Origin of the sequence: Trabulsiella guamensis ATCC 49490 (genome assembly GCF_000734965.1) — a bacterium.
In the GTDB taxonomy this organism is placed as follows: domain Bacteria; phylum Pseudomonadota; class Gammaproteobacteria; order Enterobacterales; family Enterobacteriaceae; genus Trabulsiella; species Trabulsiella guamensis.
Map to the genome: position 1 here is coordinate 50030 of NZ_JMTB01000099.1, position 12315 is coordinate 62344.

Below are 12315 nucleotides of genomic sequence, written 5' to 3' on the forward strand. Positions count from 1 at the left end.
CCTACAGGAGTTTGCTATGCAAGGCACGAACCCTTTCGACGATCCTCAGGGGCAGTTTTACATTCTGCGTAACGCGCAGCAGCAGTATTGCCTGTGGCCGCAACAGTGCGCGATACCCGTCGGCTGGCTGGCGGTCTGCGAACCGCAATCCGCAGAACAGTGCAACGCCTGGCTGACAGCGCGTGTGACCATGTTAAACCCCGCCCATTACTCCACTCCAGGACGCGATCATGAGTAAGTACTTACCGCTGGTAGCGGCACAGCCAGGGATCTGGATGGCTGAGCAACTTTCCACGTTGCCGAACGCATGGAGTGTGGCGCATTACGTTGAACTGCGCGGCGAGCTGGATGTTGCGCGGCTCAGTCAGGCGATTATCGCCGGAATGATACAGGCCGACACGCTGCGCATGCGGTTTCGCGAGCAGGACGGCGTTATTAGTCAGTGGCTGGACGAGACGCTGACGTTTGCCGCCCCGGCGGTTATCGATGTGCGTGCTGAGGCGCAACCGCATGCCGCAGCGCTGGCAATGATGCAGGCTGACCTGAATCAGAACCTGCGCGTCGACAGCGGCAACCCCCTGGTGATGCACACCCTGTTCCGCATTGCTGACAATCACTGGTACTGGTATCAGCGCTATCACCATTTACTGGTAGATGGTTTCAGTTTTCCGGCGATCACCCGCCAGATCGCGGCAATTTACCGTGCCTGGCAGCTGGGCGAGCCGACGCCAGCCTCGCCGTTTACACCGTTTGCGGAAGTGGTGGAGGAGTATCAGCAGTATGCGCGCAGCGAGGCGTATCAGCGCGACAAACAATTCTGGGCACAACAGCGTGCGGCATTGCCGTCTCCGGCGTCGCTCTCTCCGCTGCCGTTACCAGGGCGCGCGGAGACGACTGCCATCTGGCGGTTGCATCTGACTGCTGATCGCCAGGCGTTCAGCCAGCTGGCAAACGCGGCGGCGGAGTGCCAGCGCGCGGATCTGGCACTGGCGCTGGTCACGCTGTGGCTCGGCCGGCTATGCGGGCGCATGGAATACGCCGCCGGGTTTATTTTTATGCGTCGCATAGGCTCGGCGGCACTGACCGCGACCGGTCCGGTGCTCAACGTGCTGCCGATGGCGGTTCAGCTTGATGCGGCAGAAACCCTGCCACAACTGGCGCAACGACTTGCGGCACAACTGAAGAAAATGCGCCGCCATCAGCGTTACGACGCCGAGCAGATTGTTCGTGACAGCGGCAAAGCAGCAGGCGATGAACCGCTGTTTGGCCCGGTGCTGAACGTCAAAATGTTTGACTATCAGCTCGATTTACCGGGAATCCGCGCGACAACCCATACGCTTGCCACCGGCCCGGTCAACGATCTCGAACTGGCGCTGTTCCCGGATGACAGTGGCGGCTTGTCCATTGAAATTCTCGCCAGTAAACAGCGCTATGATCACGCAACACTCACGACCCACGTTGACCGTCTGACGGCGATGCTCAGCCAGTTTGCGGCGAACCCGGCATTGCGCTGCGGTGAGGTTGAACTCCTGTCAGCCAATGAAGTTCAGCGACTGACGGCGATTAACGATACCGGCATGATGCTGCCGGAAACCACGCTCAGCGCACTGGTGGCGGCGCAGGCCGTGAAAACGCCGGATGCCACAGCGTTGGTGGATGCCCGCTGGCAGTTAAGCTATCGCGAGATGCGCGAGCAGGTCGTGGCGCTGGCGATACTATTACGCGAACGCGGCGTGAAGCCTGGCGACAGCGTGGCGGTGGCGTTGCCGCGTTCCGTCTTTCTGACCCTGGCGCTGCACGGTATCGTCGAAGCCGGTGCGGCCTGGCTACCGCTGGATACCGGCTACCCGGACGACCGTCTGCACATGATGCTGGACGATGCGCAGCCGTCATTGTTGATCACCTCTGCCGATCAACTGTCGCGTTTTTCCGGCATCGACGCGTTGTGCTACAACGAGCTGTTGCCAGCCTCGGGCGGCGCGGCCCTGGCGCTGTCCCGCCCGGAGCACACTGCGTACATCATTTTTACCTCTGGCTCGACGGGGCGCCCGAAAGGGGTGATGGTCGGGCAGACCGCCATCGTGAACCGTCTGCTGTGGATGCAGGATCACTATCCGCTGACGCCGGATGACGTGGTGGCGCAGAAAACGCCGTGCAGTTTTGACGTCTCGGTATGGGAGTTCTGGTGGCCGTTTATTGCGGGCGCAAGGCTGGTAATGGCGGAGCCGGAAGCGCACCGCGACCCCCTGGCGATGCAGCAATTTTTCTGTCACTACGGCATCACCACCACCCATTTTGTCCCGTCGATGCTGGCGGCGTTTGTCGCCTCGCTGACGTCGGAAAACCGTGATTGTTGTCGGAGCCTGAGACGGGTGTTCTGTAGCGGCGAAGCGTTGCCCACCGTGTTGTGTCGGGAATGGGAACAGCTCACCGGCGTGCCGCTGCATAACCTCTACGGCCCGACGGAAGCGGCGGTGGATGTCAGCTGGTATCCGGCTTGCGGAGTAGAACTGGCCGCAGTGACCGGCAACAGTGTGCCGATTGGCTTCCCGGTGTGGAATACCGGGCTGCGCATTCTTGATGCGATGATGCGTCCGGTACCGCCGGGGGTGGCAGGGGATCTCTATCTCACCGGCATTCAACTGGCGCAGGGGTATCTGGGCAGGCCGGACTTAACCGCCAGCCGGTTTATCGCTGATCCATTTGTTCCCGGCGAGCGCATGTACCGCACCGGTGATGTGGCGCGCTGGCTGGATAACGGCGCGGTGGAGTATCTCGGTCGCAGTGATGATCAACTGAAAATTCGCGGTCAGCGTATCGAACTGGGGGAAATCGACCGAGTGTTATCAACCCTGCCGGACGTTGCGCAGGCAGTGGCCCATGCCTGCGTGTTTAACCAGGCGGCGGCAACCGGCGGCGATGCGCGCCAACTGGTAGGTTATTTGATCTCTGCTTCCGGATTACCGCTGGATACTCGCGCGTTGCAGGAGCAACTGCGTAAACAACTGCCGCCGCACATGGTGCCTGTGGTGCTGCTGCAACTGGATGCGCTGCCGCTCAGTGCCAACGGCAAACTGGATCGCAAAGCGCTACCGTTGCCGCAACAGGTTTCCGCCACGACCGGACGCGCGCCGCTGCCGGGTACTGAATCCACTGTCGCGCAGGCCTTCAGCGCATTACTGGGTTGCGAGGTTAACGACGTTGATGCGGATTTCTTCGCCCTCGGCGGGCATTCGCTGCTGGCGATGCAGCTGGCGGCGCAACTGAGCCGTACCTTTGCCCGGCAGGTGACGCCCGGGCAGATCATGGTGGCGTCCACGGTGGCGGCACTGGGCGCGTTGCTGAGCGCAGAGGATAATGCACAGACGCAGCGGCTGGGGTTTGAGACGGTGTTACCGTTGCGGGAAAGTCGCGGCCCGACGCTGTTCTGCTTCCATCCGGCTTCCGGTTTTGCGTGGCAGTTCAGCGTTCTGGCGCGCTATCTGCGTGAGCACTGGAACATTACCGGCATTCAGTCGCCGCGCCCGGCAGGCCCGATGGAGACCGCCGCAACCCTTGACGAGGTCTGCGAACAGCATCTGAATACACTGCTGGCGCAGCAGCCGCGAGGCCCGTATTACCTGTTCGGCTATTCGCTTGGCGGGACGCTGGCGCAGGGTATCGCCGCCCGTTTGCGTCAGCGCGGGGAAACCGTCGCGTTTTTAGGCCTGCTCGACACCTGGCCGCCGGAAACGCAAAACTGGGCGGAAAAAGAGGCTAACGGTCTCGATCCGGAAGTGCTGGCGGAAATCGCCCGCGAGCGCGAGGCGTTTATTGCCGCGCAACAGGGGCAGGGATCTGACGCGCTGTTCAGCGCCATCGAAGGCAACTATGCCGATGCGGTGCGTTTGCTGACTACCGCCCACAGCATGCCGTTTGACGGCACCGCGACGCTGTTTGTGGCGGAAAAAACGCTGCCGGAGGGGATGGATCCGCAACGCGCCTGGGCGCCGTGGGTGAAAGCGCTGGAGGTATACCGTCAGGATTGCGCCCACGTGGAGATTATCTCTGCGCAGGCGTTTGCAAAGATTGGCCCGGTGTTGCGCGAGATTTTAGGCTAATTCACAGGGGGCTTAGCGCCCCCGTTTACCCAGAGGCACCACCAGCGGTGTGCCGGCTACCGGATCGTCAATAATAGTGCAGCGCAGGCCGTAGATAGCCTCAATCAGCCCGGCGGTGATGATCGTCTTCGGCGCGCCTTCCGCCACAATTTTCCCGTCACGCAGGGCGATGATATGCGTCGCGTAGCGGCAGGCCTGGTTGAGGTCGTGCAGCACCGCCGCCAGCGTGTAACCTTTCTCATGATTCAGTTCACTGAGTAATTCCAGTAGATCGATCTGATGGCTGATATCCAGCCAGGTGGTAGGTTCATCCAGCAGCATGATGGCGGTTTCCTGCGCCAGCACCATAGCGATCCACGCCCGCTGCCGTTGGCCGCCGGAAAGGGTATCCACGCTTTGTTGCGCCAGGTCAGTAATGCCGGTGGCCTGCATCGCCCGTGTCACCGCGTCATCATCTTCTTTACGCCAGCGGGTGAACAGCGGCTGATGGGGGTATCGCCCGCGCGCCACCAGTTCCTGCACAGTGATATCACCCGGCGTGGTGGCGTTTTGCGCCAGCAGACCGATACGCCGCGCCACTTCTTTGCTGGGGTAATGCTGAATGTGCTCGCCATCCAGCCAGACGTGACCGTGCGACGGCGTCATCAGGCGGCTCAGGGTGCGCAGCAGCGTCGATTTCCCGCAGCCGTTCGGGCCGATGATTGCCGTGAAGTGGCCGTCGGGAATGGCGACGCTGAGCTGTTCGGCAATGGTTTTCTTGCCGTAAGCGAGGGTTAACTGGTCGCCGCGCAGACGGGCTGTGGTCTCGATCATGTTTTGCGGGACTCCTGAATTAACAACACAATGAGATAGATGCCGCCGAGGCTGACGGTCACTACGCCCACCGGAAGCTGGTACGGTAAAAACAACTGCTGAGCGCAGAAATCCGCCAGCGTCAGCAGCAGCGCGCCGCACAGTGCCGATTGCGTCAGCCCCCAGCGGGCGGTGCCACTGAAGCGTCTGGCGATGTGGGGCGCGACCAGCGCGATAAAGGAAATCGGTCCTGTCAGCGCGGTAGCCGCGGCGGTTAAGATCACCGCAACCAGCATCAGCAACAGCCGGGAACGTTCGACCCGCACGCCAAGCGCACAGGCGATGTCATCGCCCATTTCCAGCAGGCGCATCCGCCGTACCAGCAACGCAGCGCAGAGCAGCGCGAGGATGATCAGCGGCGCGGATGGCCAGGTTTTCGCCCAGGTGAGACCGTTCAGCGATCCGGCGTTCCACAACCCCGCTGACAGCGCCGTCTCAAGCGAGGCGCGCAACAGCAGCCAGGTATTAAATGCGATGAGCATCGCACGAATGCCGATGCCGATGATAATCAGGCGGAAGGTATCGATGCCGTTGCGCCATGCCAGCGCCCAGACCACCAGTGAGGTGAGTACGCCGCCGACCATCGCTGCCAGCGCGATGGCGGTCAACTGTTGGCCGAACAGCACCATCGCCACCAGCACGCCGCTCCAGGCCCCCGTATTAAAGCCCATCACATCCGGACTGCCGAGGGGGTTGCGCATCAGCGACTGAAATATGGCGCCGCTGACGCCGAGCGCGGCGCCTGTCAGCAGCGCCATCAACACGCGCGGCAACCGCCATTCGGTCACGATCAGCGCGACATTGCGCGGCGCATCACCAGTCAGGGCGGCTATCACCTGATTCAGCTCCAGCGTGACCGCGCCGCTGCGCAAGCTCCACAGTGCCATCGTCAGACTGGCGGTAACCAGCAGCGCACAACTCAATATTAACCGACGGGGAGGGGCGATCATCTCGCACCTCCTTTCGGCTGGCGACGTACCAGCCAGATCAGTACCGGCGCGCCAATAAAGGCGCTGACCACTGATACCCGCAGTTCACCGGGAACCAGCAGACGACCGAGAATATCGGCGCACAGCAGCAGGGCAGGCGTGGCGAGCAGCGTGACGGGGAGCGACCAGCGGTGATCAGCGCCCACCAGCCAGCGCGCCATGTGCGGCATCATCAGGCCGATAAAAGCGATGGGGCCGACAAGCGCGGTGGCGCTGCCGCTCAGCACGGCAATCGCCAGCAGGCCGATGAGTTGCGCGCGCGCGACGCGGCTGCCCAGCGCGGTGGCGGTATCGGCACCGAGGCTCAGACTGTTTAGTGAACGGCTCAGGCTGAGCGCCACAGTACCGGCAATCAATACCGGCAGCACGACCACTTTCAGCGTGTGCAGCGTACGGATATCCAGTGAACCGGCCTGCCAGAAACGCAACTGGTCGTAAACGTCCGGGTTGAGCAGGGCGATGCCGCTGGACAACCCTTCCAGCACCGCGCCGAGGGCAACGCCCGCCAGCGTCAGGCGAACCGGGCTGAGCTGCCCGCCACCCTGGCTACCGGTAAATGCCACCAGCAGCGATGCGGCCAGCGCACCGCTGAAGGCCATCATCAGTTGCTCCTGCGGCGAAGAAAAACCGAGCAGCGCCGCACCGAGTACGATGGCGAAACTGGCGCCTGAATTGACGCCAAGAATACCCGGATCGGCGAGCGGGTTACGGGTCAGGGTTTGCATCAGTGCTCCGGCCAGCCCCAGCGCACTGCCTGCCAGCAGCCCGGCGAGAGTTCGTGGCAGGCGTGCGTCGAGGACGATGATGCAGTCAGCAGTCTGACAGGTACCTGACAGCGCATCGGTAATCACACCAAAGGGCAGCGGTTTCGCCCCGATAAGCAGGCTGAGCACTGCGGCAGACACTAAAAGGATCAACAAACCGGGCACGGCAACGGCGCGCATCGCGGTTTTCGCACATGTCATAAATACATCCATGAGTATGATAATGATAGTAATTATCGTTATCGATATTATTTGATTATGTTAACATGAGCCACCCCGGAATGGGTATGAAAATCATTCAAGGCACTGTTATGAATCGACAATCCTGGCTGCTCAATCTGAGCCTGCTGAAAACACATCCGGCGTATCGCGCCGTGTTTATTGCCCGCTTTATTTCGATTTTGTCGCTTGGGTTGCTGGGAGTGGCAATCCCGGTGCAGATCCAGATGATGACCCACTCCACCTGGCAGGTGGGGTTGTCGGTGACGATGACCGGCAGCGCGATGTTTATCGGACTGATGGCGGGCGGCGTGCTGGCGGATCGTCATGAACGTAAGAAACTGATCCTGCTGGCGCGTGGCACCTGCGGCATCGGTTTTCTGGGATTGTGGCTGAACGCACTGCTGCCGGAGCCGTCGCTGCTGGCGATTTACCTGCTCGGTGTGTGGGACGGTTTTTTCGCGTCGTTAGGCGTAACCGCGTTGCTGGCGGCAACCCCGGCGCTGGTCGGGCGGGAAAACCTGATGCAGGCGGGGGCAATCACCATGCTGACAGTGCGCCTGGGCTCGGTGATTTCGCCGATGATCGGCGGTCTGCTGCTGGCATCCGGCGGCGTGGCGTGGAATTTCCTGCTGGCGGCACTCGGCACTTTTATCACCACGCTGACCTTACTACGCCTGCCTCTGTTGCCGCCACCACCACAACCGCGTGAGCATCCGCTGGCCTCGTTGCTGGCGGGCATCCGCTTTCTGTTCCACAACCCACTGATTGGCGGCATTGCGCTGCTGGGCGGTTTGCTGACCATGGCGAGCGCCGTGCGCGTGCTCTTTCCGGCACTGGCGCAGGGCTGGCAGATGTCTGCGTCACAGATTGGTGTGTTGTATGCAGCGCTCCCGCTGGGTGCGGCATTGGGCGCGCTGACCAGCGGCTCGCTGGCGCAGACACTACGACCGGGCAGGGTAATGCTGCTGACAACGGTCGCGGCATTTATCGCGATTGCGCTGTTCAGTGTGATGCCGTCGTGGACTGGCGGCGTGCTGTGCCTGGTGTCTGCGGGCTGGCTGAGCGCCATCAGTTCGCTGTTTCAGTACACCCTGATCCAGACGCAAACGCCGGAAGTGATGCTCGGACGCATTAACGGATTGTGGACAGCGCAGAACGTCACTGGTGATGCCATTGGCGCAGCACTGCTCGGTGGCATGGGTGCCATTCTGACGCCGGTGGTCTCCGCCAGCGCCAGTGGTTGGGCACTGGCGCTGATCGGTGTGCTGCTGACCTGTCTGTTAAGAGAGTTAAGAACCTTCAGAAGAGAAATCACTGCCTGAAACGTTTTTCCAGACGCTGCAGCACCAGCATGGCGCTGTAGTAGTCGAGGCGGAAGGTTTCAGTGCCAAGTGCGTAAACCTGTTTGTGCTGTACCGCAGGCAGGTGGGCAAGCAGCGGGTTAGCGTAAATCGCATCAACATCTTTCTGGTCACCGGCAAACAGGAACAGGGATTCACCGTTCAGCCCGGCAGCCAGATTCTCGCCGCCAAGCTGGAGGATGTCGTGACGTTTACCCTGGCTCTGGCTGGTATGCAGCCCGGCAGGCAGTGGCGCGAGGGTAAAGCCGAGCTGGCGCAGCAGCTTGCCCTGCGCGGATTCCGCCGTCCACAGATTGGCGCTGTGCGCCGCGGCGGTATAAACCAGTGCGCTGACCGGTTGCGGCGGCAGGGTCATCTGTTTTTTCACTGCCGCCAGCTGTTGATTAAAGCTGGCAATGCGCTCAGCGGCCTCTTTTTCCTGACCCGTGAGGGTGCCGAGTTGCACCAGCAGTTCCTGCCAGCTTTTATCGTCGTAATTGATGATAAGCGTCGGGGCGATAGCGGAGAGCTGATCGTAAAGCGTGATGGCAGAATCGCCGCCCGTGGCGCTGATGAGGATCAGATCCGGCATTTGTGCGGCCACGGCTTCCGCGCTGGGTTCGCCGATATACAGTCGCGTGAGCTTGCGTGATTTTGCGACATCACCCCACTGACGCAGAAACCCCTGATCGTCGGCGACGCGGTTATTGGGGGTGGTGGCCCCGCTGGCGACCACCGGAGCGTCAATCGCCAGCAGGGAACCGGTGAGGGTGACGCTGGTGGAGACAATGCGCATCGGCTTGTGCTCCAGCATTTGTGTGCCCCGGCTGTCGGTTACCTGTCGCGGCCAGTCCGCCGCGCAGGTTGAGGCTAATCCGAAAAGCCAGAGGCCGGAAATCAACAGGGTATGGCGCCACATCGAAGGGAATTTCACGGATAAGGTTCCTGTTTTTTATGGAAGTAAATGCGTCTCATTTTCACAAGTCGTCGTGGCGGTTGCAAGCATTTGACGCACAAGACGTTGCCGGACTGGTTGACATCCCGCGCAATTACTTTTAGCTTACCGAACCAAAATACAAATGATAATCATTATTAATGTCTTTATCGTTTTTGGAGGATGATATGGAAACGTCAATGGCTGAGGATGTGCTGGATGAGACGACGACGCTGTCGTCCGATGGCTTTTTATTCATGTCGCCTTACCGCAGTTTTACCGCGTCCGGCTGTTTTCGCCGCATCACCACACCGCCGGAGGACGGGGGCAACCTCAACAGCACCTTCCAGCGAAGCGTAACCACCGCTTTCAGCGACGCAAAAGCCGCCGGGATCCGCAAGCCAGTAATGGTCGGGGCGATCCCGTTTGATACCACACAGCCTTCCGCGCTGTACATTCCGGAAAGCTGGCAAACCTTTTCCCGCACGCATAAGCAGCATTCGGCTCGTTACGCTGCCGCGCTACCGGAAATCAACGTCACCGCACGCCAGGACATTCCCGCTCAGGAGACGTTTATGACGATGGTGGTGCATGCGGCGGAGCGTACCGCCACACCGGAGTTGGATAAAGTCGTGCTTTCCCGGCTGATCGATATTTCGACCGATACGCCGCTCAACAGCGGAGCGCTGCTGGAACGGCTGATCGCGCAGAATCCGGCGAGCTATAACTTTCACATCCCGCTGCCGGATGGCGGTGTGCTGCTGGGCGCCAGCCCGGAACTGCTGCTGCGCAAAGAGGGTGAGCACTACAGCTCGCTGCCGCTGGCTGGATCGGCGCGTCGTCAGCCGGACGACATGCTGGATCGCGAAGCGGGCAACAAGCTGCTGGCGTCGGAGAAAGATCGCCACGAGCACGACCTGGTGACCCAGGCGATGAAAGCCGTGCTGGCACCACGCAGCAAAATGCTGGCGATGCCGGATTCCCCGCAACTGATGACCACGCCGACGCTCTGGCATCTGGCAACGCCCATCGAAGGGGTGGCGCGTGAGGAAGAAAATGCGTTGTCACTGGCCTGTCTGCTGCATCCGACGCCGGCGCTAAGCGGTTTCCCGCATCAGACCGCAAAACGCCTGATTGCTGAGCTGGAGCCGTTTGAACGCGAACTGTTCGGCGGCATCGTCGGCTGGTGCGACGACGAAGGCAACGGCGAATGGGTGGTGACAATCCGTTGCGCCCGCGTGCGGGAAAATCGGGTCCGTCTGTTTGCCGGCGCAGGGATAGTGCCTGCCTCGTCACCCCTTTCCGAGTGGCGCGAAACCGGCGTGAAACTCACTACCATGCTGAACGTTTTTGGCTTGCATTAAGGAAAGACAATGCCTGTTCCCTTCACCCATTGGCCGGACGAGGCAGCCGCCCGCTACCGGCAAAAAGGCTACTGGCTGGATCTGCCGTTGACCGACATTCTGACCCGCCACGCCGACAGCGATGCGACGGCGGTCATCGACGGGGAACGCCACGTCAGCTACCGCCAGTTACATCAGGCGGCAGACAATCTGGCAGCTCAATTGCAACGTCAGGGGCTGAAACAGGGCGAAACCGCACTGGTTCAACTGGGAAATGTCGTGGAATTCTATATCACGCTGTTTGCCCTGCTGCGCCTCGGCGTCGCGCCGGTGAACGCGTTATTCAGCCATCAGCGCAGCGAACTCAACGCTTACGCATTACAGATTGAACCCGCGGTGTTGATTGCTGACCGGGATCATCCGTTGTTTGCCGATGACGCGTTTCTCAATACGTTTGTCGAAGAACATCGCTCGGTTCGACAGGTGTTATTGCGTCACGACCACGGCGACCACGCGCTGGAAACCGCCATTGCACAACCGGCAACGGGATTTGTCGCGACGCCAACACCTGCCGATGAAGTGGCGTTTTTCCAGCTCTCCGGTGGCAGCACCGGTACGCCGAAACTAATCCCCCGCACACACAATGACTACTACTACAGTATTCGCCGCAGTAACGAGATCTGTCATTTCGATGCGCAAACGCGTTATCTCTGCGCGCTGCCTGCGGCACATAACTATCCGTTGAGTTCCCCTGGCGCGCTCGGCGTCTTTCTGGCAGGAGGGTGTGTGGTGCTGGCAAGCGATCCGAGCGCGACACTCTGTTTCCCGCTGATTGAACGGCATCAGATTAACGTGACAGCGCTGGTGCCTCCGGCGGTCAGCCTGTGGTTACAGGCGATTAGCGAGGGGGGCAGTCATGTGTCGTTACGTTCATTACGGCTGTTGCAGGTGGGAGGCGCGCGATTGTCCGCCACGCTTGCCGCCCGCATTCCGGCGGAAATTGGTTGTCAGTTGCAGCAGGTGTTCGGTATGGCGGAAGGACTGGTGAACTACACCCGCCTCGATGATCCGCCGGAGCGCATCTTCAATACTCAGGGCTGCCCGATGAGCCCCGATGACGAAGTGTGGGTGGCGGATGAACATGGCAACCCGTTGCCCCAGGGAGAAGTCGGACGCCTGATGACGCGCGGCCCGTACACGTTTCGTGGCTATTACCGCAGCCCTGAGCATAACGCGCAGGCGTTTGATGCAAACGGCTTTTACAGCTCTGGCGACCTCATTTCCATTGACGAAGCCGGGTACATCACCGTTCAGGGGCGCGAAAAAGATCAGATCAACCGCGGCGGCGAAAAGATTGCCGCAGAGGAGATCGAAAACCTGTTGCTGCGCCATGCGTCAGTGATCCATGCCGCGCTGGTGAGCATGGAAGACAGCCTGCTGGGCGAGAAAAGCTGCGCGTATCTGGTAGTGACTGCGCCGCTGCGCGCGGTGGCCGTACGACGTTTCTTGCGCGAGCAGGGCGTCGCGGAATTCAAACTGCCGGATCGCGTGGCCTGCGTGGACGCGCTGCCGCTGACGCCGGTCGGTAAAGTGGATAAGAAAAAACTGCGTCAGTGGCTGGCGGAGCGCCCCCTGACCTGAAGGAGACAAACGCATGACCATTCCAAAACTGCAGGCCTATGCCCTGCCTGCCGCCAGCGACATTCCGACGAACAAAGTCGACTGGGCGTTTGAACCCGAACGTGCGGCGCGTGCTGATCCACGACATGCA

At 60.8% G+C, this 12315-nt stretch carries 9 protein-coding genes and 1 pseudogene; 6 read left to right on the plus strand and 4 right to left on the minus strand.

Annotated elements, in window-relative coordinates; genetic code table 11:
- Nucleotides 1-16: 16 nt before the first annotated feature.
- Together GTGU_RS16400 and entF are read left to right on the plus strand one after the other, a co-directional pair.
- Entirely contained in the window at nucleotides 17-238 is a 222-nt protein-coding gene (locus GTGU_RS16400; protein WP_038159392.1) for an MbtH family protein, read from the plus strand.
- The gene (gene entF, locus GTGU_RS16405; protein WP_038159394.1) at nucleotides 231-4100 is read left to right on the plus strand and encodes an enterobactin non-ribosomal peptide synthetase EntF; all 3870 of its coding nucleotides are present in this window, start codon (nucleotides 231-233) and stop codon (nucleotides 4098-4100) included. Before GTGU_RS16400 ends, entF begins: the two co-directional genes overlap by 8 nt.
- Before the next feature lie 12 nt (nucleotides 4101-4112).
- Here entF and fepC read toward each other — a convergent pair whose 3' ends face one another.
- The 3 genes from fepC to fepD are packed head-to-tail and all read right to left on the minus strand — an operon-like array spanning nucleotide 4113 to nucleotide 6906.
- Nucleotides 4113-4913, minus strand: coding sequence for an iron-enterobactin ABC transporter ATP-binding protein (gene fepC, locus GTGU_RS16410; RefSeq protein ID WP_038159395.1), 801 nt, complete (start codon nucleotides 4911-4913; stop codon nucleotides 4113-4115).
- A complete protein-coding gene (fepG, locus tag GTGU_RS16415) occupies nucleotides 4910-5902 on the minus strand; it encodes an iron-enterobactin ABC transporter permease (RefSeq protein WP_038159397.1) in 993 nt (330 codons plus the stop codon). The genes fepC and fepG overlap by 4 nt, the downstream gene beginning before the upstream one ends.
- Nucleotides 5899-6906: a Fe(3+)-siderophore ABC transporter permease gene (fepD, locus tag GTGU_RS16420; protein ID WP_038159399.1), complete on the minus strand. Its 1008-nt coding sequence runs from the start codon at nucleotides 6904-6906 to the stop codon at nucleotides 5899-5901. The genes fepG and fepD overlap by 4 nt, the downstream gene beginning before the upstream one ends.
- Before the next feature lie 110 nt (nucleotides 6907-7016).
- Here fepD and entS point away from each other — a divergent pair, with 110 nt between their 5' ends.
- Entirely contained in the window at nucleotides 7017-8249 is a 1233-nt protein-coding gene (gene entS / locus GTGU_RS16425) for an enterobactin transporter EntS (protein WP_038159405.1), read from the plus strand.
- On the opposite strand, the gene fepB is transcribed toward entS, so the two are convergent.
- A complete protein-coding gene (fepB, locus tag GTGU_RS16430) occupies nucleotides 8239-9186 on the minus strand; it encodes a Fe2+-enterobactin ABC transporter substrate-binding protein (protein WP_211252875.1) in 948 nt (315 codons plus the stop codon). The genes entS and fepB overlap by 11 nt on opposite strands.
- Before the next feature lie 203 nt (nucleotides 9187-9389).
- Between fepB and entC the strand changes: the two genes are divergently transcribed.
- The 3 genes and pseudogenes from entC to GTGU_RS25815 all read left to right on the plus strand — a co-directional run.
- Complete coding sequence (gene entC, locus GTGU_RS16435; protein WP_038159401.1) at nucleotides 9390-10565, plus strand: isochorismate synthase EntC; 1176 nt, start codon at nucleotides 9390-9392, stop codon at nucleotides 10563-10565.
- 9 nt (nucleotides 10566-10574) lie between these two features.
- Nucleotides 10575-12185, plus strand: a complete 1611-nt coding sequence (entE, locus tag GTGU_RS16440) for a (2,3-dihydroxybenzoyl)adenylate synthase EntE (protein WP_038159403.1) — start codon at nucleotides 10575-10577, stop codon at nucleotides 12183-12185.
- 13 nt (nucleotides 12186-12198) lie between these two features.
- Nucleotides 12199-12315, plus strand: a pseudogene (locus tag GTGU_RS25815) (isochorismatase); the annotation flags it as partial.

Excerpts from the sequence above, each read along its gene's own strand:
- GTGU_RS16400 (WP_038159392.1), top strand. The coding sequence starts at position 17 with ATGCAAGGCACGAACCCTTTCGACGATCCTCAGGGGCAGTTTTACATT.
- entF (WP_038159394.1), top strand. The coding sequence starts at position 231 with ATGAGTAAGTACTTACCGCTGGTAGCGGCACAGCCAGGGATCTGGATG.
- fepC (WP_038159395.1), bottom strand. The coding sequence starts at position 4,913 with ATGATCGAGACCACAGCCCGTCTGCGCGGCGACCAGTTAACCCTCGCT.
- fepG (WP_038159397.1), bottom strand. The coding sequence starts at position 5,902 with ATGATCGCCCCTCCCCGTCGGTTAATATTGAGTTGTGCGCTGCTGGTT.
- fepD (WP_038159399.1), bottom strand. The coding sequence starts at position 6,906 with ATGACATGTGCGAAAACCGCGATGCGCGCCGTTGCCGTGCCCGGTTTG.
- entS (WP_038159405.1), top strand. The coding sequence starts at position 7,017 with ATGAATCGACAATCCTGGCTGCTCAATCTGAGCCTGCTGAAAACACAT.
- fepB (WP_211252875.1), bottom strand. The coding sequence starts at position 9,186 with ATGTGGCGCCATACCCTGTTGATTTCCGGCCTCTGGCTTTTCGGATTA.
- entC (WP_038159401.1), top strand. The coding sequence starts at position 9,390 with ATGGAAACGTCAATGGCTGAGGATGTGCTGGATGAGACGACGACGCTG.
- entE (WP_038159403.1), top strand. The coding sequence starts at position 10,575 with ATGCCTGTTCCCTTCACCCATTGGCCGGACGAGGCAGCCGCCCGCTAC.